The 19,797-nt window shown below is 54.9% G+C and carries 16 protein-coding genes; 8 read left to right on the forward strand and 8 right to left on the reverse strand.

Going from position 1 to position 19,797, the window contains the following annotated elements:
• Positions 1 to 38 precede the first annotated feature (38 nt).
• Positions 39 to 830: a transcriptional regulator GlcC gene (gene glcC, locus BTHE68_RS20710; RefSeq protein ID WP_162068084.1), complete on the reverse strand. Its 792-nt coding sequence runs from the start codon at positions 828 to 830 to the stop codon at positions 39 to 41.
• A 226-nt stretch (positions 831 to 1,056) separates the two neighbouring features.
• Here glcC and glcD point away from each other — a divergent pair, with 226 nt between their 5' ends.
• From glcD to BTHE68_RS20735, 5 genes are read left to right on the forward strand one after another with little or no spacing between them, the layout of a single operon-like run.
• Complete coding sequence (gene glcD / locus BTHE68_RS20715) at positions 1,057 to 2,556, forward strand: glycolate oxidase subunit GlcD (protein ID WP_162068085.1); 1,500 nt, start codon at positions 1,057 to 1,059, stop codon at positions 2,554 to 2,556.
• A complete protein-coding gene (glcE, locus tag BTHE68_RS20720) occupies positions 2,556 to 3,623 on the forward strand; it encodes a glycolate oxidase subunit GlcE (protein WP_162068086.1) in 1,068 nt (355 codons plus the stop codon). The genes glcD and glcE overlap by 1 nt, the downstream gene beginning before the upstream one ends.
• A gap of 14 nt (positions 3,624 to 3,637) precedes the next feature.
• Entirely contained in the window at positions 3,638 to 4,858 is a 1,221-nt protein-coding gene (gene glcF / locus BTHE68_RS20725; protein ID WP_162068087.1) for a glycolate oxidase subunit GlcF, read from the forward strand.
• 11 nt (positions 4,859 to 4,869) lie between these two features.
• Positions 4,870 to 5,274, forward strand: coding sequence for a GlcG/HbpS family heme-binding protein (locus BTHE68_RS20730; protein WP_162068088.1), 405 nt, complete (start codon positions 4,870 to 4,872; stop codon positions 5,272 to 5,274).
• Between the two features lie 22 nt (positions 5,275 to 5,296).
• Positions 5,297 to 7,474: a malate synthase G gene (locus tag BTHE68_RS20735; RefSeq protein WP_162068089.1), complete on the forward strand. Its 2,178-nt coding sequence runs from the start codon at positions 5,297 to 5,299 to the stop codon at positions 7,472 to 7,474.
• A 1,077-nt stretch (positions 7,475 to 8,551) separates the two neighbouring features.
• Here BTHE68_RS20735 and BTHE68_RS20740 read toward each other — a convergent pair.
• On the reverse strand, positions 8,552 to 8,758 hold the full coding sequence (locus BTHE68_RS20740) for a hypothetical protein (protein ID WP_162068090.1): 207 nt from the start codon (positions 8,756 to 8,758) through the stop codon (positions 8,552 to 8,554).
• Positions 8,759 to 8,977: 219 nt separating this feature from the next.
• On the opposite strand from BTHE68_RS20740, the gene BTHE68_RS20745 reads away from it, so the two are divergent.
• The 3 genes from BTHE68_RS20745 (at position 8,978) to BTHE68_RS20755 (ending at position 12,423) form a co-directional block, all read left to right on the forward strand.
• Positions 8,978 to 9,958, forward strand: coding sequence for a DMT family transporter (locus BTHE68_RS20745; RefSeq protein WP_162068091.1), 981 nt, complete (start codon positions 8,978 to 8,980; stop codon positions 9,956 to 9,958).
• 305 nt (positions 9,959 to 10,263) lie between these two features.
• Complete coding sequence (locus tag BTHE68_RS20750; protein ID WP_162068092.1) at positions 10,264 to 11,559, forward strand: MFS transporter; 1,296 nt, start codon at positions 10,264 to 10,266, stop codon at positions 11,557 to 11,559.
• Between the two features lie 81 nt (positions 11,560 to 11,640).
• Positions 11,641 to 12,423 (forward strand): LysR family transcriptional regulator, encoded by a 783-nt coding sequence (locus BTHE68_RS20755; protein WP_162068093.1) that lies wholly within the window; start codon positions 11,641 to 11,643, stop codon positions 12,421 to 12,423.
• 435 nt (positions 12,424 to 12,858) lie between these two features.
• On the opposite strand, the gene BTHE68_RS20760 is transcribed toward BTHE68_RS20755, so the two are convergent.
• The 6 genes from BTHE68_RS20760 to BTHE68_RS20785 all read right to left on the reverse strand — a co-directional run bounded on the left by BTHE68_RS20760 (position 12,859) and on the right by BTHE68_RS20785 (position 19,792).
• On the reverse strand, positions 12,859 to 13,752 hold the full coding sequence (locus tag BTHE68_RS20760) for a dihydrodipicolinate synthase family protein (protein ID WP_162068094.1): 894 nt from the start codon (positions 13,750 to 13,752) through the stop codon (positions 12,859 to 12,861).
• Between the two features lie 45 nt (positions 13,753 to 13,797).
• Positions 13,798 to 14,580, reverse strand: a complete 783-nt coding sequence (locus BTHE68_RS20765; RefSeq protein WP_162068095.1) for an aldolase — start codon at positions 14,578 to 14,580, stop codon at positions 13,798 to 13,800.
• Positions 14,581 to 14,744: 164 nt separating this feature from the next.
• Positions 14,745 to 16,196, reverse strand: coding sequence for an amidase (locus BTHE68_RS20770; protein WP_162068096.1), 1,452 nt, complete (start codon positions 16,194 to 16,196; stop codon positions 14,745 to 14,747).
• 68 nt (positions 16,197 to 16,264) lie between these two features.
• Entirely contained in the window at positions 16,265 to 16,996 is a 732-nt protein-coding gene (locus tag BTHE68_RS20775) for an ABC transporter ATP-binding protein (RefSeq protein WP_162068097.1), read from the reverse strand.
• Complete coding sequence (locus BTHE68_RS20780; RefSeq protein WP_162068098.1) at positions 16,980 to 18,899, reverse strand: ABC transporter permease subunit; 1,920 nt, start codon at positions 18,897 to 18,899, stop codon at positions 16,980 to 16,982. Before BTHE68_RS20780 ends, BTHE68_RS20775 begins: the two co-directional genes overlap by 17 nt.
• A gap of 23 nt (positions 18,900 to 18,922) precedes the next feature.
• Positions 18,923 to 19,792, reverse strand: coding sequence for an ABC transporter permease subunit (locus tag BTHE68_RS20785; RefSeq protein WP_162068099.1), 870 nt, complete (start codon positions 19,790 to 19,792; stop codon positions 18,923 to 18,925).
• Between the last annotated feature and the right edge of the window lie 5 nt (positions 19,793 to 19,797).

The raw sequence follows: 19,797 nt of genomic DNA on the forward strand, positions 1-19,797 counted from the left end.
GAAGAACGGCCTGCGACTTTCAGAGCCACAGTTTCATGCTACCGCCATCCTTCAAGACGGAGTGTCGCACGGACAAGCCGACGCTCCTCCTGCTCCAGGTCCTGCATGCTCTGGCTAACGATCCTTACGTGCTCGGCGGCGGCCCTACGAGCAGAGTCGGGGGCTTTCCCGATCACCGCCTCAAAGAGTTTCTTATGCTGCTGATCAATCTTCTTCTTGTATGGCTCTCTGTGATACAGGTTGTTGACCGAAGCATAGATTGAACTAAGCAGCAAATCTGTAAGAGAGCGCAGCATGTGTACCAAGATCGGATTGTGCGAAGCCTCGCAAATGCTTAAGTGAAAAGCATGGTCGAGCTTTGCGTGAACCGCCGCATCCACGTTGCTTTCATGCGAAGCAAGCATCTCGCGATACCTGAGTTGAATCATCGTGAAGTCTGCCGCTGTTCCTCGCAAAGCGGCCAACCGAGCGGCCTCCGCCTCGAGCAATGAGCGTACTTCGAGGAGGTCATACAGTGTTCTCGGATGATCCGTCAGCAAATGCATCATCGGAGGTAGAGTCGTATCTCCGATGATCTCGGTGACATAGGATCCTCGACCATGTGAGGTCTTCACCATACCGCGTGCCCGCAATATCTTGATGCCTTCTCGCACGGCCGTTCTGGAAACACCCAGCTTCTCCGTGAGTCGCCGTTCAGACGGCAACAATTGACCGGCCTTCAAAACGCCGTCGACGATCAGTCTCTCGATTCTATCCGCGACTACGTCCGCCAGTTGCTGCGCTCCGTCCTCTCGGTTCCGGATCTCATCTTCCCAAGGTGGTACGACCATGAACCCTCCTCTAAAAAAAGCGACGCCAATCGTCGCCAACGCCGCTGCCGCTTTGGGATTGCGCCGCTTCAACCGCTATTATGCGCTTTTAGAAGTTACGAACAAACTGGTACGACCAGCAGTAATCTGCTGGACATCACCCTACTGACGACGGAAGAATATGCGGCAAGGAAGATCGCCCCAGCATGTTTGAGCAGGGATCTTCGTCGATTTTTGGAGAAGGCTTATGAGTTTCGCGTACGACGAACTTGTTGACGGCAAGCTGCCAGACTTTGATCGCGATGAGGTCGTTGCGGCTATGCGGTTGGCGCTTCCTGATGTGAATATTCTTCACAGCAACGAACATTTGCGGCCCTATGAATGCGATGGGCTCTCGGCGTATCGAACGGTGCCACTATGCGTCGCCCTGCCAGAGACGGTCCAGCAAGTGCAAAGCGTGTTGAACTTCGCCCGCAAACACTCCATTCCTGTAGTAGCTCGGGGCGCAGGAACGGGTCTGTCTGGCGGCGCAATGCCACTCGCAAAAGGCATCCTGCTGGTTATGGCGAAGTTCAACAATATCATCGATATCAATCCTCTGTCTTGCACGGCGCGAGTTCAGCCAGGGGTTCGAAATCTTGCCATCTCTCAAGCGGTATCTAAGCACGGACTGTACTACGCACCCGATCCGTCATCTCAGATTGCCTGCTCTATCGGTGGCAACGTTGCAGAAAACGCTGGTGGCGTTCATTGCCTCAAGTATGGCCTGACGGTTCACAACATCTTGAAAGTTACGATGGTGACGATCGATGGGGACGTAGTCGAATTGGGGTCCGAGGCTCTTGATAGTCCCGGTTTCGACCTCTTGGCGGTATTTACGGGGTCCGAGGGAATGTTGGGTGTAGTCGTGGAAGTGACTGTCAAGTTGCTTCCGAAGCCTCAAAGCGCCAAGGTCCTTCTCGCAAGCTTCGACGATGTCCAGAAAGCCGGGGCAGCTGTCGCTGACATTATCGGGGCGGGGATTATCCCTGGCGGCCTGGAAATGATGGATAACTTGGCAATCCGAGCCGCCGAAGACTTTATTCGTGCGGGCTACCCGGTCGAGGCAGAAGCAATTCTACTGTGTGAACTTGACGGCACCCAAAGCGACGTCGAGGAGGACATGAATAGGGTTGAGGAACTGCTTCGCGATGCCGGCGCTATTGATATTCGGATTGCGCGCGACGAAGCTGAGCGTCTTAAATTCTGGGCCGGGCGAAAGAACGCATTCCCTGCAGTCGGGAGAATCTCGCCTGATTATTACTGTATGGATGGGACGATTCCTCGACGCGAGCTTCCGAAGGTGCTCAGCGGAATCGCGAGGCTCTCAGAAGAGTATCAACTTCGTGTAGCGAACGTGTTCCATGCTGGCGATGGGAATATGCATCCCCTAATCTTGTTTGACGCCAATCAGCCAGGAGAGCTCGACCGAGCTGAGGCGATCGGCGCGAAGATCCTTGAACTCTGCGTAGAGGTCGGAGGTAGCATCACAGGCGAGCACGGTGTCGGTCGTGAAAAAATAAATCAAATGTGTGTTCAGTTCAATTCCGATGAAATCGAGTTTTTCCACGCCGTGAAAGCTGCATTCGATCCGAGCGGCTTGCTCAACCCTGGAAAGAACATCCCATCGCTGCATCGATGTGCAGAGTATGGTGGCATGCGCGTGCATCACGGCCAATTGCCTTTTCCCGAATTGGAGCGTTTCTGATGTTTGCGCAAATTGCTGAGCAAGACTGTAGCGAAGAGTTGCTTGGAGAAGTGCGTACAGCGCTGAACTCAAAGCAGCCACTGCGAATCCGAGGCGGTGACTCGAAGTCATTTTTGGGGCGATCAACTCTTGGCAAGGAAATCGATACCCGTCGACATCGCGGAATCGTGTCTTACGATCCGACAGAATTGGTGGTCACAGTCAGAGCGGGAACTACTCTGCAAGAGCTCGAGATCATTCTCGACGCCGCTGGCCAGATGCTCCCTTCCGAAGCCCCTGTCCTCGGTGGAGAGACAACCATTGGTGGCATGGTCGCGAGCGGCCTTTCCGGTCCCAGGCGCGCGTACAGCGGGTCCGTGCGCGATTACGTGCTGGGCTGCCGGCTGATTACGGGTTCGGCCAAGCACTTGAGGTTTGGCGGTGAGGTAATGAAGAACGTTGCAGGTTACGACGTGTCACGGTTACTGTGTGGCAGCTTTGGGGCTTTTGGATTGTTGACAGAGGTGTCGCTCAAAGTGTTACCGAGACCGCGTTCGGTCTTGAGTGTCGGCTTGGAGGCAACTTCGGAAGCGGCGCTTAGCATGCTTGCTAAGTGGCGCAGCGAAGGGATTCCGATCTCCGGCGCTTGCCATATCGATGATGTCCTTCATTTGAGAATCGAGGGTGGAAGCGGATCAGTTAAGGCCGCCCGCGAACTAGTCGGAGGCGACGAGGTCAGCACCAGTTTTTGGCAAGAATTGCGCGAATTTGACCTTCCGTTCTTCAAGGACGAACGGCCGCTTTGGCGCTTGTCAATGCCAGCAGCTGCACCTCACATCGAGCTGCCGGGTCGGTGCGTGACGGATTGGGGTGGCACTCAACGTTGGCTGAAATCTGAAGCAGATCCGCTTGCAATCCGAGAGTTGGCACAGCGCCATGGCGGTCACGCCACGTGTTACACGCCCGACGTTACCGACGATCCGTTCCACAAGCTTTCGGCTCCGTTGTTTCAACTGCATCAACGGCTCAAACGCCAACTGGACCCGAGCAATATTTTCAACGCGGGCCGTATGTACCCCGAGATTTAAGGACAGGGCCAAAGATGCAAACCAATCTCAGCTCAGAGGCTAAGTCGCTCGAAAGAGCTAGTGAAGCAGAAGATATCTTGAGGTCATGCGTGCATTGTGGATTTTGCAATGCAACTTGCCCGACCTATCAACTACTTGGGAATGAGCTCGATGGACCACGGGGCCGCATATACCTTATCAAGCAAGTACTTGAGGGTCACGAAGTCACAGAAGAGACGCAAACCCATCTCGACCGCTGCCTGAGTTGCCGGAACTGCGAAACCACTTGCCCGTCTGGCGTGCGTTACCACTCGCTCCTTGATATCGGACGTGCGGAAGTCGAACGCCGCGTGGGACGCTCCCTCGGTGCGAAAGCGCTTCGATCCGGTCTCAGGTATGTCATTCCGAGAAAGAGTATTTTTGCTACGCTGTTCAAAGCGGGCCAGCTCGCGCGACCATTCATGCCGCAAAAGCTAAAGCAGAAGATTCCTGCTGCGATCGCGCTCGGTAAGGAGCCGCCGCAACCACGACACAGTCGCCGAGTCTTGATGCTTGAGGGATGCGTCCAACCCACGCTCTCACCTAACACAAACGCATCTGCGGCCCGCGTACTTGATCGCTTAAGCATAAGCGTGACACCCGCTCAGGGTGCGGGCTGCTGTGGTGCGACCGACTACCACCTCAACGCACATGAGCAAGGGTTGACCCGTGCTCGGCGAAACATCGACGCGTGGTGGCCAGCGATTGAGGCAGGTGCTGAAGCCGTGGTCATTTCCGCTAGCGGATGTGGTGCGTTCGTGAAGGAGTATGGTCATCTATTGCGGCATGACAAGCGGTATGCAGCAAAAGCAGCGCGCGTGAGCGAGATCGCTCAAGATCTAGTCGAGGTCCTTGCGCGAGAGCCGCTCGAAAACCTTCGGGAAAGGCAATCGAAGCGCGTCGCGTTTCACTGCCCTTGCACGCTTCAGCACGCTCAAAAGCTTGGGGGCGCAGTTGAGGAGGTGTTGACGGGGTTGGGTTTTGAACTTACCGCAGTGGAGAACGGACATCTTTGCTGTGGTTCGGCTGGGACGTACTCGATAACCCAACCTGAGTTGGCAATGAAGCTTCGCGACAACAAGCTTGATGCACTCGAGGCGGAAGATCCATCAGAAATCTTAACAGCTAATATTGGGTGCCAAACCCATCTTGCAAGCGCAGGCCGAACTCCGGTTCGACACTGGATTGAGCTCGTCGACGAATCTCTCGAAAAATAGGAGAAAAAGTAATGCAAAGTAAGCAAATCATCGGTCAGAAAGAGCTTGACCGTATTCTGGCGGCAGCGACTGCGGAAGCAACGAAGAATGGATGGAATATGGCAATCGCAATCGTAGACGATGGCGGCCATCCTCTCGCACTGTTGCGCATGGACAATACCGCTCCTGTCAGCTCGTACATTGCTATTGAAAAGGCACGGACGGCCGCGCTTGGTCGTCGAGAGTCTCAGCAGTACGAGGATATGATTAATGGAGGGCGAGTCGCGTTCCTGAGCGCCCCGCTGAGTGCAACATTAGGAGGCGGAGTTCCGATTACCCTGGGCAGCCAGGTGGTCGGCGCCGTAGGCGTCTCTGGCGCAAAACCAAACGAAGACGCGCTTGTGGCGACGGCCGGTGTGCAAGTTGTTCAGCAGTAAATTCTGAGGAAAAAGGTAGATCATGTCTTACGTACAGCAAGCGCGCGACTTTCGCGTCGCATCGTCGTTGGTCCGATTCATTGAGGATGAGGCTCTTCCGGGCACGGGGCTGAAGGCTTCGGAGTTTTGGAGTGGATTCGCCGCCCTGGTGAACGACTTGGCCCCGCAAAACAGTGAACTGGTAAAAGAGCGCGACCGATTTCAGCTTGCTATAGACGAGTGGCATCGCGGTAACCCTGGGCCGATCGAGAACATCGCTGCCTACCGGACCTATCTGACATCGATTGGATACATCAAGCCGCCGGTGTTCGACACACGAATTACGACTGCCAACGTTGACTCGGAGATCTCATCGCAAGCAGGCCCGCAACTTGTTGTTCCGCTGTCGAATGCGCGCTACACACTCAACGCGGTCAACGCACGTTGGGGCAGCCTGTATGACGCACTGTATGGCACGGACGCACTCTCCGAGGACAACGGGGCGGAGCGGAGCGTTTCCTATAATCCGGCTCGTGGTGCCAAGGTCATTGAATTCGGCCGGAGCTTCCTCGACTCAGCTGTTCCGCTAAAGAATGGCTCCCATGTTGCCGCGATTCGATACTATGTTTCGAAAGGGCAACTGGTGGTAGGGGTAGAGGCGAGTGAAACAACATTGTTGGATCCAAGCAAGTTCGTTGGCTTTCGCGGACCGGCCGACGCTCCCACTTGTGTTCTGCTCCAAAACAATGGGTTGCACTTCGAGATCCAGTTTGATGTGAATAGCCCGATCGGGAAGGTAGACAAGGCTCGGATAAAGGACATCGTTGTAGAATCAGCTATCACCACGATCATTGATTGTGAAGACTCGGTCGCCGCTGTCGACGCGGCGGACAAAGTGCATCTTTATCGGAACTGGCTGGGACTTATGCAAGGTACCCTTTCAGAACAGGTCGACAAAGGTGGAGTTAAGTTTGTTCGTAGGCTAAACGCAGATCGAAAGTATGAAGGCACCGAAGGAAACGAGGTCAACCTGCGGGGCCGTTCGCTCTTGTTTATCCGCAACGTTGGTCACTTGATGACCAACAATGCTGTACTGTACGGCGATGATCGGGAGATTCCCGAAGGAATTCTCGACGGTGTGGTGACAACCCTGTGTGCGCTTCACGATTTCCGAATGAAGCTCAACTCTCAGGCTGGCTCGATTTACATCGTCAAGCCGAAGATGCATGGGCCAGACGAAGTGGCTTTTGCAGACAGACTCTTCGCGCGCCTTGAATCGCTCTTCAAACTGCCTGCTGGGACGATCAAAATGGGCATTATGGACGAAGAGCGACGTACGAGTGTGAACCTGTCCGCATGTATTGCGGCGGCCAGTGGGCGAGTCGCCTTCATTAATACCGGGTTCCTCGACCGTACGGGCGACGAGATTCACACTATGATGCTGGCAGGCCCCGCGCTGCGCAAGGGTGACATGAAGGCGACACCGTGGATTGCCGCATACGAGCGGAATAACGTCCTGGCTGGGCTTTCCGCTGGGCTCAAAGGACGAGCTCAGATTGGAAAGGGTATGTGGGCCATGCCGGATCTAATGCATGCCATGCTCGAACAGAAAGGCGCCCAGCTTAAAGCCGGGGCCAACACGGCGTGGGTGCCCTCGCCCACGGCAGCGACGTTGCATGCTCTTCATTACCATCAGGTCGACGTCCAACAAGTACAGGATGATCTCGCCCGCTCGTCCTATGAGTCCGAGCGAGACAAGTTGCTTGAGGCGCTGCTGCAAGTACCGGTGTCTTCTTCGTCTGAGTGGACGCCAGAAGACAAGAAAGCAGAAGTCGAAAACAATGTACAAGGTATCCTCGGTTACGTTGTTCGCTGGATCGACCAAGGCATTGGCTGCTCGAAAGTTCCTGACATTAACGATGTCGCCTTGATGGAAGATCGCGCAACATTGCGAATCTCGAGTCAGCATCTTGCCAATTGGTTGCGCCACGGGGTCGTTAGCGAGGACTACGTGAACGGCGCATTCGAAAGGATGGCAAAAGTAGTCGACGAACAGAACAAGGGCGACTCAGACTACCTTCCGATGGCGCCCAACTTTGATTCCTCGATTGCTTACGCAGCGGCCCGTGCATTGGTGTTCGAAGGTCACAATCAGCCCAGCGGTTACACCGAGCCTCTGCTCCACGCCTATCGATCGCGCGTGAAAGCCAAAAACAAGTGAAGCTCTCGGCGAAGGTACCTCAGGGTATCGTGCGACGCGTATCAGTAATAACAGGAAGCCGCGCATGGAAGTAAGCGCGGCTTCTCTGCTGTACGGGCCCAATCACCGGGCCGAAATTTCCGCCAGCAACAATACCGCACGGCCTCTCGGCCGTGATGGGCCATAAAAGTCAGCGCTCGCGTAAGCCATGAGGTGGCTGATATATTTGGGAACCATCAAGCGATGCAGTCGGGCTGTCATCCGTGGCCGCCAGTCGAGCCTAATCGCTGCAAAGTTTCCTCGATTTGTGACTCAGTCGTCGCTAGGTAACTGACGTACTGACGGGTTAAGATATTGGTATTCGCAACTTTCTCTCATGTCGGTCATGTCGCTACGCGACGGCAGCTATCTAGCCACTTGTAAGGAGCGGAACGCTCTGTCCGCAGCGATGAACGGCCACAGCGCGGTTTGGCCACGAGCGCAATGCACTGTAACGAAGGGGGTCGCTGTTTTTTATCGCGATGGAAAGGAAGTATGGAGTTGCAATGCCGCCTACGCGGAGGTGCATTTCAAAATAGAACGGATTAACTGACTATCGGAGGATGCGGCGGAATTCAGCAGGAACGCAGCCTGTGAGAATCGTTGAAGGATAACCGGCAATCCAGGAAAGTACGCTCGGAAGTGAGGCTTGAATCATAGAAGTCGAGTTCTCGGACACTGGCGATTTCCTAACACATCGTTGTCCGGCGACTATCCGTAGCTTCGATCGGACGTCAAAACATCGAGCCACCGTACCTTCACCGCCCGCGACAGCCGCGTCTTCGTGAGACCGAGCAGCGTCGCCTGTCGAGCGGCGTCCTCCGCTTCTGGCAGCAGTTGATTCAAAAGTCAGTACCGCTACACCAATTGCGAATGGCGGGACGTCTCCACCGCACCGGTTCTGCGAGAAAAAATGACAACCTCGAGAGACGCTTCCAGATAGCTGGCAATCTCCGCGCGGCATTCAGGAAGCGCCTTTGCTACGTGGGCAGTTTTGGGAGCGTAGGACTCGTCACTCTGGAACCTCAGATTAATTGTCTGAACCTGTGCGCTATCACGTTACAAAATCAGCGCAACCATCACCCTGTCCACAGTGTAGGAAGCGGCGCGGATGGTGCTCAGTTCGCGTTCGTTGATCGTTCCGCGTAGGTTCAGCGGATTTGGTACGAAGCGAATGAGCGCCTCCCTCTTCGGGTCGCCCGTCACCTTGGCCGATCGAATCTGATGAAGTGTTTCAGGCGAAAGCCCTGTGATCTTTCCCAACATGACATGGGCGGCAAACATCGAGGGCTAAAGTAGTGACAACTTGTCTTACCATCGCAGCCTCTGTTCTCGAAGGCTAATTCCAACCATTTCTTCCATGTAGTCGATACAAAAAGTATATCGACACATGAAACTGTACCTACTAGTATGTACACCATCCGTTGCGAGAGGCGGCCTGTTGAGGCTCGCATCCATTTTGACACCAGTACTAGTGAGGTATTTATGCCACAACACTCCAAGAGCCCCGGTGGATCGAGTGCACAGTTCTTCCTTGTCCTAGTTGCTTCAACGTTCCTGATGGGCTCAAGTTTCGTGTCCGGAAAAATACTGTTGAATCAGGGATTTTCAGCGATGCTGTTGGTGGGCTGGCGGTTTCTCGTCGCGGCGCTCGCCACGCTTCCGCTCATATTTCTCGACAATCGTTCTCTTTTTCATGCCCTTTTGCCAGACGGTCTCTCACTGAAGGACGCATCGCTCATCATCGTGATCGGTTTCTTGCAGACGACCGCAGTGATGGGCTTGCTCTTCATTGCAATGCGCACCGTATCTGCATCTACTGCCGCCATCCTGCTGTTCACCAATCCCATCTGGGTTGCTGTGCTGAGTCGCCTGTTTCTCGGTGAGGCCCTGAGTGCTGGACGCATCGTAGGCCTGCTTCTGGGCATTGTTGGTGTCGTGCTCGCCATCGGATTGACATCAGGAGCCGGAACGACGGCACCCGGTGCGCTGACCGGAGAACTCGTTGGTTTGGGCTCTGCGCTTTGCTGGGCAGCAGCGACGATCGTGAACAAGCGTGCGAATTTGCGGATGGGCTCCTGGGCGCTCAGTTTTTGGCAGATGCTGATTGGTTCAATCGTGATCCTCGCGATAGCCTATGGAAGTGGCGAACATTGGCCTACGACAACAACGCCGGCCCAATGGGGCTGGTTCTTCTGGCTCGCGGTCCCGGCGTCGACGTGGTCCTTTGGGCTCTGGTTCGTGGCCTTGAAACAAGGCGGTGCGACAAAGACCAGCGGCTATCTGTTTCTGGCTCCGCTGTTCACAGTAGTCCTGTCGTACTTCATTCTCGGAACGTCGTTGACGTGGATGCAAGCGGCAGGTGGCGTCTTGATTGGCCTGGCATTGTGGCTTGTGAATAAAGAGGCACCTGCCGGCTCGAAAAAAGAAGCAGTACGACGAGCGCTCGCTGAGGGTGATGCCTGAAACGCACTCGCGACAACCCAGGTTCCGCCCGAAAATTCCAGTCCACATTGATGTCAGTGATCGGAGCGCTGCGGCTCTCCGCAGCGCTCCGATCGCATCAGTTGTTCATATCAGCTATGAGGCTGATTGCATAGCTCATTACAAACTAGCCGTCGATACTATCAGTGTGTGTTCGCTTGTCACACCCGCAACTTATGTCTTGTCAGCGTAGCACATCGGTTCTGCTGAAGAGGAAAGGCAATAGGCGGTAATCATCAACACCGGCCCGACGCCGGATTCCCAAAGCACGGAGGAGAACCATGTCTATGTCGCCCATCGACGGCGCGGCAGGCGCCGCGCGTGAGAAACACTCACCGCGAACCTATACCATCGTCGGGATTGCGAGCTTAATCGGTACCACAATTGAGTGGTATGACTTCTTTGTGTACGGTACCGCTGCGGCGCTTGTCTTCAACAAAATCTTCTTCCCTGCGTTCGACCCTATCACTGGAACGCTCGCAGCGTTTGGAACATACGCAGTAGGATTTTTCGCACGCCCGATCGGCGCAGTCGTATTTGGTCATTTTGGCGATAAAGTTGGCCGAAAGTCCATGCTTCTGCTGACCTTAATCATGATGGGCGCGCCGACCGTCTTAATTGGTCTCGTGCCCACATATGAAAAGATTGGGTACTGGGCGGCCGTTATTCTTGTGCTGATGCGAGTTGTCCAAGGCCTCGCGATTGGTGGTGAGTATGGTGGCGCCGTTCTCATGGCGGTGGAACACGCGCCAAAAGGGAAGAAAGGGTTCTTCGGAAGTCTCCCGCAGGCCGGCGTTGCATTCGGTCTGGTACTTTCCTCGCTTGCGATGGCAGCAGTGTCGAAGCTACCGCAGCAAGACATGCTTGCCTGGGGGTGGCGGATCCCTTTCTGGGCAAGCATTGCACTACTGACGGTAGGCTGGTTTATTCGACTCAAGATCTCCGAGTCTCCTGACTTTGTGAAGGCGCAGAAGCAAGGGGAACAGGTCAGCGCACCGGTGCTATATGTGCTGCGAAACCACAAGCGCGAGCTTCTCACCGTAGCCGGTGCCCGCCTGGCTGAGGTGACATGGTTTTATACAGTCGCAACGTTCTCGTTGTCGTACGCGACCCAGCACCTTCACATCTCCAGTTCATTGATCTTGAATGCCATGATTTGGGGATCCGCAGCTGCTCTGGTTACGATTCCCATCGCCGGCTTGCTTGCCGACCGTTTTCAACACCGAGCGATGTTCGGGCTAGGTGCAGTCGGTATATGCGTCTTCGGGTTCATGTTCTTTGACCTTCTTGCTGCTTCGACGACGTCGATGTATGTGGCAATGCTCGTCGCACTTGCAGGCGTTTATGCGTTGCTTTACGGACCGGAAGGTAATCTTTTCTCGACACAATTCCCCGCATCCGTGCGATACAGCGGCATCTCTCTCGCCGTGCAAACGTCAGGGGCAATCGGTGGTGGCTTGGCCCCGATGATTGCAACGTACCTGGTTAAGCTAGGCAACGGAAGCCCGTTGTACCTCTCCTGGTATCTTTGCCTGCTTGGATTAGTTGCGATCTTGTCGGTCAGTCTGATGAAAAAAGACTAGGCAAATGAAACCGCGTTAAAAAAACCTACTGGAACCCGGATCCACCGACGCACAAGTGTCGGTGGAGAAGCGAGGCCTAGCATGAAAAGCGTTGACTACCAACTCCGCCAGTTCATCCAGATAGCGAAACATAAGTCGCTTTCAGATGCCGCGATAACTCTCGGCGTGACTCAGTCTGCCTTGAGCAAACAACTTCGGGAAATTGAAACGGTAGTTGGCCACCCAGTGTTTCGACGACACGGGCGCGGAATCGAACTCACGGAACAGGGCGACACTCTCTGGCGCGCGGCGCAGACCGCCTACAAACTTGTAGATACGACAATTAGTCAACTGCAGGTTTCGAGAAAGCCCGCGCCAAGTGAATTGAGGGTAGCAACGGTACACGGTACGACGCAGGTAGTCGTACGCGAAGTCCTGACGAACCTTTTCGGCCGACAGACGACTGTGGACGTGATGGTCATGGAAGCAACTTCTGCGGAAATCGTCAATCATGTAGGCACAGGTGCTGTAGACGTTGGTTTCGTGGATGCGTCCCAGGAAATACCCGAAAGCCTCAAAGTTACACAACTCGCGCAGAATTCCTCCGCTCAAAGGCGCCCCGTGTCAGCGCACTCATACCGCGCAAATGAGGAACTGGCGACGACTGACGTGTTGGTTGAATTTAGCTCCCCGTTCGAGGAGCGACCAATCCGACATCCGATCAGCCCGACTCAGAGCGAGAATCGAGACAATGCGGCCATACCGGTCGATCAGCCGACACTCTCTGCTGAGGCTCTGCATTTCGCTCGGAACTTGGTGGCCGTGACTCGGAAGGGTGAGTCACGGATCACAAGCTTTTTAGTCGGGAAAAGCCGAACGTTCTGAAACGGACCGTGGGTCCCGTGCTGCATTCTGCGAAAGCCCACACAAGGAAAGTCGTGACAGGTAGCCCAGAGACAACGAAAAGTGCGTGTAAGTCGGCCAGTGGAGCGCGCACGTTCGAGTAGAACGCAACCACCGAAGACAGAATTCTGAGACCACCGACGCAGTGAAGCTCATACGCGCGCATCAAATAGCAAGTGTTGCAACGCGTAAAACTGGAAAAAGTTCATCGGAAGCACGCTGCATCGCGCTCGACCATCTGGGCGCAATGAGATTGAGGCGGACGACCCCACGTTGATCACCGCATGGTAAGGCATTTGCCGGTGGGACCGCGAGAAGAACGCATCGCCGTTTGCCCTGCTTTTCAAAGCAAACTGCCGGGCGTTACCAATCAGACAACACCACCCGGCAGTTCAACCAAAGCCGTCAGCGGGCGCTTTACGCTTGGAGGGCCTGCTTGACCAGCTTCTTAAGCGTTTCTCTCCCTTCAGTAGACAATGGTGCCAACGGCGCACGAGGAACGCCCACATCAAGCCCCGCAAGCTGGAGCCCTGCCTTGATGGTCGTAGGAAGCCCGCCTTTCAGGATGAATTCTAGCACCGGGAGCTGGCGATAGAAGACGGTTCGCGCACGATCTAGATCCCCGGCCACTACCGACTCATAGAGCTCGACTGTTAGGTTTGCGATTACGTTCGGCGCTGCCGTACACCAACCCACCGCGCCCGCCACGAACGCCTCGAGAGCCAGAGGGTTGCTGCCGTTGTAGAACGGAATGGCCCCGTCCGACAGCTGGTGGAGCTTGTGCATGCGTTGAATGTCGCCGGTGCTCTCCTTCACCATCGTGACACTGTCGATGTCCTGGACCATTCGCGCGATCAATTGCGGGCTCATGTCGATGCCGCTCGTCGCCGGATTGTTGTACACCATGATCGGGATTCCAACTGCTTTTCCGATTACAGCGTAATGGTCGAAAATCTCCTGCTCGGACAGTTTCCAATACGAGATAGGGAGAACCATCACGGCGTCCGCCCCTTGCTTCTCCGCGAATTTGGCGCGACGAATCGCATTGCGCGTCGTAAGGTCTGAAATTCCAACCACGACGGGAACCCGCTTCGCGACCTGTTTGATCGACGCTTCCGCAGCGCAGTCCCACTCGTCATCCGACAAATAGGCGCTTTCGCCTGTGCTGCCAAGTGGAGCAATGGCGTGGACGCCATCGCCGACAAGCTTCTCGATAGATTGCGACAGCATCTCTACATCGATTCCGCCTTCCACGGGGTGAAACGGCGTGATGGGGTAAGCAATAATTCCCTTGAACTTGGGTTGTGCCATGTGTGCCTCTGAAGGTTATAACAGGTGAACAAGATCTGAGGTTGTTCACTTGAGACAGTCTGCGTGGGTGGCCAATGCCCTCCGCGCGAAATATCCGAAGGTCACTGAATGACGTTTCGGCGTCGAAATCCAGTCATGAGCCTCACGACCAAGCTCAGGAGGAATCGGTTTCATTTCTCCCGCAGCCATCGCCGTGAGTTGCATTTGTGCCGCACGCTCCATCAGCAAGGCGAGCACGCAGGCTTCCTCCACTGATTTTCCCGTCACCAGCATCCCGTGATGCGAAAGCAAGATGGCTCGCTTGTCACCTAACGCACCGGAGATAATCTCGCCTTCCTCGTTGCCGACAGGAACTCCAGGCCATTTTTCGAGGAATGCACAGTCCTCGTACAGTGGGCACATGTCCATGTGAGAGACAATCAGCGGCACTTCGAGGGTCGAAAGCGACGAAACGAATCGGGGATGCGTATGAATGATGCAATTTACGTCGGGACGTGCCCGATAGATCCATGTATGGAACCGATTTGCTGGATTTGGCATCCCTTTACCGTCCAGTGTCCTCAGATCTTCGTTCACTTGCAAAAGATTCGACGCAGTGATCTCGTCGAATCCGTGGCCGAAAGGCTGGGTATAGAACGTCTCTGACTCAGGAGCACGCGCGGTGATTTGGCCAGCCAAGCCTGAATCATGGCCACCGTCGAAAAGAATTCTGCACGTCAGCGCCAGCTTCTGTCTATCTGTCCATTGCTCCTCAGTCAACTCACCATTCATCTGCGCAAGTGCCCTGGCGACAAGCTCTGCCTTTGATAGATACAACGTTTCTGCCATTTCAAAATCTCGGTTGTTTGTATCGCAACAATAAAGTCGATGTAGTTGAAGGTCTGGTGGCCAATAGCTATCTCATGTCAGGACGGCTGATGCATCGCCCCGTGGCAAAAGATTGAATGGACGCTTAGCACAATGCGAGCCGCCGACCCCTTCTTTTCTAACAATCAGAGCTTCGGATGCTTAGACGACCACGGAGCAATCGCCTCGAACCCTCGCGCAACCTCGAAGATGGCAGCGTCTTCGAACGGCCGACCAATGAATTGCACGCCCGTGGGCACGCCTGACTCGCTAAACCCAGAGGGCAGCGAGAACGCGGGACATTGGCTGAGCAGATTGAACGGGTAGGTCAAAGCCCAATTGAGGAAGGCATCAACAGCTTTGCCGTTGATGTTGAACGCAGGATCGTCGTTGCGATGCTCAGCCTTAAGCGCCGGAAGTGCGATTGTGGGTGTAACCAGAATCTGATTTCGCGCGAGAATCGGGGACAGCAGCTTCCACATGTTCGAGCGGACCATCTCTGTTTGCTTCACCCGAACTGCACTGTGCGAAAGCCCCTTGTTAATGAGTTTCTTCACGAACGGATCCATCTTGTACTGCCATTCAGGGATGTGATGGTGTGCGAGCGTCGCAAGCAGGCCCTCCCAGTGAGTCACCCATGCGTCATAGACCAGGTCGCTCCAGCCCAGATCAACTTCTTCGACGATTGCCCCCGCGTCTGCCATCTTCTCTACGGCAATGCGAGTATTTCGAGCCACTTCGGGATCGATCTCGTAATAGCCTAAGTCAGGCGAAAAAGCAACGCGCACATCTTTCAAAGAGGGCGTTGTGTTACTCTCCGGAATTTTTACGGTGTCGCGCAAACTCGTAATGTCATCTGGATGTTGCCCAGACATCACATTGAGCATCATCGCAGCATCACTAACCGACCGTGTCATCGGACCAATATGGACGATCGACTCGAACATCGTGTCGAGCAACAGTCCCGGCACTCGACCGTACGAAGGCTTATAGCCAACGATGCCGCACATCGACGAAGGCATCCGAATCGAGCCGCCGCCGTCATCCCCCTCTGCCAATGTCGTCATGCCTGCTGCGACGGTTACCCCAGCGCCACCTGAAGAACCCCCACTGCTGTACTTCTGATTCCAGGGATTTCGCGTGACGCCGTACAGCGGACTGTGGCAATGACCACAATGCGCGAACTCTGGAGTTGTCGTTCGAATGTGCATGATCGCACCGGCGCCAAGCAGGCGCTCCACCGCCGGAAGGGTACGATCGGCCGCTACGCCCTCAAAGATTTTGGACCCCCAGGACGTGGTCACGCCCTCAATTGGATGCAACTCCTTCACGGCCAACGGGATGCCCTCAAGCGGTCTTACATTCTTGCCGGATCGATAGCGCTCAGCAGCCTGCTCCGCCTGCTTCAGAGCCTGCTCGTAGAACCGATTCGTGATTGCATTCACAATCGGGTTGACCTTTTCGCAACGATCGATCACAGCCTTCATCAAATCAACCGGAGACAGGCTACCGTCTTTAAAGCTACGGATAGCATCCTCTGCCGTAATGTAGTGAAGCTCAGAGGCCGATACCACAGTGGACTTCAAAAGCGTAGACATAATTTTCCTGGAATTAACCCTAGCAGATTAAAAGTTATCGAGGACACTACTTCAACGCCCTTCGACCATCACGCTCCGGTCGAAGCAACCGCGCCAAATAATTCACGCTCTAGTTCGCCATTGTTGGCAGATTCATCTATTGCCACGTTGCGCCTTATGCGGCCGGATTCCATCAAATAACCTCGGCTTGCCAGTTTTTTGGCGAAGTCCAAATTCTGCTCGACCAGCAGTACCGCCAACCCTGTATCGTTCGAGACTTTGTTGAGTACCTCGGCGATGTCATCGAGAAGAGAAGGCTGAATTCCCTCTGAGGGCTCGTCAAGCAACAGTATCTTGGGCTCCGTCATGAGCGCTCTTGCAAGTGCAAGAAGCTGCTGTTGCCCCCCGCTCAGACTCCCGCCAAGGTCTTTCAGCTTCGGCTTGAGTGTCTGAAAGTAGGTCAGTAGCTCGTCAGTCATCTGAACGACCCTCGCATTATTGAAACCTGCTGCATATGCGCCGACCAACATGTTCTCCAGGACGGTCAGCTGAGAGAAAATCTGACGCCCTTGAGGCACGTATGCAATACCCTTTCGAGCTCGTTCATGGGCCGCCTCCGAAGTGATCTCCTCGCCGTTGAAACGAATCGCTCCTCGCTTACAGGGAAGAGCACCCGACAAGGCCCGTACAAGGGTTGTTTTCCCCACGCCGTTGCGACCCAAGACTGCAACGCGCTCTCCGACATCAACCTGAAGATCCACCCCGCTCAGGATTACGATGTCGCCGTAGCCTGACCAAACATTGCTAGCGCTGAGTAACATGCTTTCGCCCCAGATAAGCGTCAATTACGGTAGGATCAGAAGTCATTTCTTCGAACGTTCCCTGCTTGAAGATCTCTCCCTGATGCAGCATTGAAATCGGAGCTTCCAATAGGCGAATAAAGTTCATATCGTGCTCCACCACAATCACGGTATGGGTCACCGCTAAGCGCCTGATTAGCCGGACTGTCGCAGTTCGCTCTTCCGCCGTCATGCCCGCTGCTGGCTCATCCAAAAGAATCACTGACGGGTTTTGACTGAGCACCATTGCAATTTCAAGCCATTGCTGTTCGCCGTGCGCAAGCTGAGAAACCAGAACGTGCCTCTTTCGCTGGAGTCCAACAGTCTCCAAAGTGCTTCTGACGTCGGAGGCATCGCTTGAAGCACCCTGAACACGAGAAGCGAGCGCAAGGTTTTCATCGACGGTGAGCCCTGGGAAAAGACTGGGCACTTGCGTTTTGATGCCAAGTCCGTTTCGCGCTCGCTTGTATGTGGGTATCGTCGTAATGTCCTTTCCGTCGAGCTCCACACTTCCACTGGATGCGAGATACCGCCCCGTCAGCACTGAGAAGAACGTGCTTTTCCCGGCGCCGTTCGCGCCGATCACGACATGGATCCCCGGGCCTGCAAATTCAACGCTCACCCCTCGAAGCACGGTGAGACCACCGAAGCTCTTTTTGACGTCTCGCGCAAGCAGCTTTCCGTCCAAACCTACGCGGGCGGTTCCAACAACCGGAGGCTGGGCCCCACGCGTGTCGGTGGTAGTCGCCTCCTCGGTTTTCTGTAACGGAACCGGGATGAACCGTGGCTTGGCGAAAGCGCCCAGCTTAAGAACACCTCGTACCGCGCGACATGCAAGCGGGAACAAGCCAGACGGCGCCAAAAGAACGGTAGCGATCAGAAGGACGCCAAGGACCATTGGGGTTTGCTGACTCACCACCACATCGGCCGCATCGGAAATCCACTGGACCAGGGCGACACCTACGAACGCTCCCAAAAGCGAACCGCGACCGCCAACCATGACCCAAATTACGATCAACGCGGCTTGCGAGAGGCTAAACATGGAGGGATTCACAAATGTGCCCCAAGCAGCGAACAAACTTCCGCCGGCACCAGCGATCGCTCCACCTATCACGAATACGCTGAGTTTGAGCTTGCGCGTGTCGTAACCCAGCAGTTCCATTCGAAGCTCATTCTCCCGAATGCCTGCCAACAGAGCGCCGAACCGTCCTGTCACCAGGAATCTGACCAAGCCATACAGAAAACAAGACACACATACCGCGAACCCAAAAAGTTGGGGTGGCGTAAATTCGCTATTGCTGTTACTCCCCGGAATCCCCAGTGCGATAGATGGAACTGATGGAATGCCGTTGAACCCGCCCAACTGTGCTTCACCGAGGTGAAACTCGGGTCCTGACGTACTCGAAATTACTGTGTAAAAGACCAGAGTCACTGCAAGCGTGACAATCGCGAAGTACACGTCTCCAATTCGGCCATAGAACAGAACGTAGCCAAGCAAGCCCGCAAACGCAGCGGAGGCTACAACCGCGATTATCAGTGCCGAGGCGGTTTCATTAGTCGCTGGAAATAGGTTGATAGCAGCTATGGCATAGGCGTACGCGCCAACTCCGAACAAGGCGTTCTGCCCGAAGCTGAAGATGCCAGCCTTACCCCAGACGAGGTCGAGGCTTAGGGCTCCAATCCCAAAACTTAACCAAAGCGTGCTCTTCAACTGCAGCGGTGTGGGCAAATGTGGCCCGATGACCATCGCAATAATTGCGACCAACAATGGCCAAACAAGTCCACGACGAGACGCTCGGCTGAACCATCCCGCCGGGACTACATGCTCCGGCTCGGCGACGGGGACGCCGACAGCGTCATTCTCCAAATGGTGGTCGATCTGCATGGATTCCTCGATCTACGTAAGATTTAGAACTTACGGGTCCAGGAGGCAGAGAGGCCTCTAGGCATGAATCGGATGATGAACATTGCCGCCAGCAGTAGCGCAGCAACCCCCCAGAGTGTGGTCAGCACCTGAGAGACGATGTTTGCGATGCTACCCAGCAGAGCGGACGAGGCCACTGATCCCATCAGGAATGCGGGACCGCCAGTCACCACAGCCATGAAGGCTTGGGCTACGTACGCTTGTCCCAAGGACGGGCTGACCGCAACGACTGGCGCAATAAGGCCGCCAGCTAACCCCGCGATACCGCAGCCGAGTGAAAAAGTCAGCAAATTCACACGTGGTGCAAACACCCCTAATGCACTCGCCATTTCAGGATTCTGTGCGGTTGCTCGAGCGAGTAGTCCGTACCTCGTCTTTGTGAAAATGAGATATAGCGCGCCTATCACCGCAACTGCGGAACAAGGAAGCACAACGGCCGAGTACACCGAAAGCGAATACTCTCCGACGCTTATCGCCCCGAGCGGCGTCGAAATTCCCGGTGAAGTCGTTCCAAAGATGTCGACCGCGAGTTGAAACAACACAAGGCTGAGCCCGAATGTAACAAGAAGCGTATCAACCAGGCGGAGTTTGTAAAGGGGACGAACCAGTGTTCTCTCGACGACGGCGCCCAGAATTGCACTTGCAACACCAGCAAGTAATACCGCTATCCAAAGCGGACAGTTCATGAAGCGAACGAGAGACACAACCGTGAATGCCCCCACCATGATGAACTCGCCGTGAGCCATATTGACGATCTTCATCAGACCAAATATAAGCGCCAACCCGAGCGAGATGAGCACGAGTACAGACACGCTTGTCAGGATCGAAGAAGCAATGACCAGTAAAGCTGACATTCCTC

Origin of the sequence: Burkholderia sp. THE68, assembly GCF_009938265.1 — a bacterium.
Lineage (GTDB): Bacteria > Pseudomonadota > Gammaproteobacteria > Burkholderiales > Burkholderiaceae > Caballeronia.

What these genes read in the sequence shown, in the direction of transcription:
- BTHE68_RS20775 (WP_162068097.1), bottom strand. Translation starts at nt 16,996, where the DNA reads ATGTTACTCAGCGCTAGCAATGTTTGGTCAGGCTACGGCGACATCGTA.
- BTHE68_RS20740 (WP_162068090.1), bottom strand. Translation starts at nt 8,758, where the DNA reads ATGTTGGGAAAGATCACAGGGCTTTCGCCTGAAACACTTCATCAGATT.
- BTHE68_RS20785 (WP_162068099.1), bottom strand. Translation starts at nt 19,792, where the DNA reads ATGTCAGCTTTACTGGTCATTGCTTCTTCGATCCTGACAAGCGTGTCT.
- BTHE68_RS20730 (WP_162068088.1), top strand. Translation starts at nt 4,870, where the DNA reads ATGCAAAGTAAGCAAATCATCGGTCAGAAAGAGCTTGACCGTATTCTG.
- BTHE68_RS20770 (WP_162068096.1), bottom strand. Translation starts at nt 16,196, where the DNA reads ATGTCTACGCTTTTGAAGTCCACTGTGGTATCGGCCTCTGAGCTTCAC.
- BTHE68_RS20760 (WP_162068094.1), bottom strand. Translation starts at nt 13,752, where the DNA reads ATGGCACAACCCAAGTTCAAGGGAATTATTGCTTACCCCATCACGCCG.
- BTHE68_RS20755 (WP_162068093.1), top strand. Translation starts at nt 11,641, where the DNA reads ATGAAAAGCGTTGACTACCAACTCCGCCAGTTCATCCAGATAGCGAAA.
- glcF (WP_162068087.1), top strand. Translation starts at nt 3,638, where the DNA reads ATGCAAACCAATCTCAGCTCAGAGGCTAAGTCGCTCGAAAGAGCTAGT.
- BTHE68_RS20745 (WP_162068091.1), top strand. Translation starts at nt 8,978, where the DNA reads ATGCCACAACACTCCAAGAGCCCCGGTGGATCGAGTGCACAGTTCTTC.
- glcE (WP_162068086.1), top strand. Translation starts at nt 2,556, where the DNA reads ATGTTTGCGCAAATTGCTGAGCAAGACTGTAGCGAAGAGTTGCTTGGA.
- glcC (WP_162068084.1), bottom strand. Translation starts at nt 830, where the DNA reads ATGGTCGTACCACCTTGGGAAGATGAGATCCGGAACCGAGAGGACGGA.
- BTHE68_RS20780 (WP_162068098.1), bottom strand. Translation starts at nt 18,899, where the DNA reads ATGCAGATCGACCACCATTTGGAGAATGACGCTGTCGGCGTCCCCGTC.
- BTHE68_RS20750 (WP_162068092.1), top strand. Translation starts at nt 10,264, where the DNA reads ATGTCGCCCATCGACGGCGCGGCAGGCGCCGCGCGTGAGAAACACTCA.
- glcD (WP_162068085.1), top strand. Translation starts at nt 1,057, where the DNA reads ATGAGTTTCGCGTACGACGAACTTGTTGACGGCAAGCTGCCAGACTTT.
- BTHE68_RS20735 (WP_162068089.1), top strand. Translation starts at nt 5,297, where the DNA reads ATGTCTTACGTACAGCAAGCGCGCGACTTTCGCGTCGCATCGTCGTTG.
- BTHE68_RS20765 (WP_162068095.1), bottom strand. Translation starts at nt 14,580, where the DNA reads ATGGCAGAAACGTTGTATCTATCAAAGGCAGAGCTTGTCGCCAGGGCA.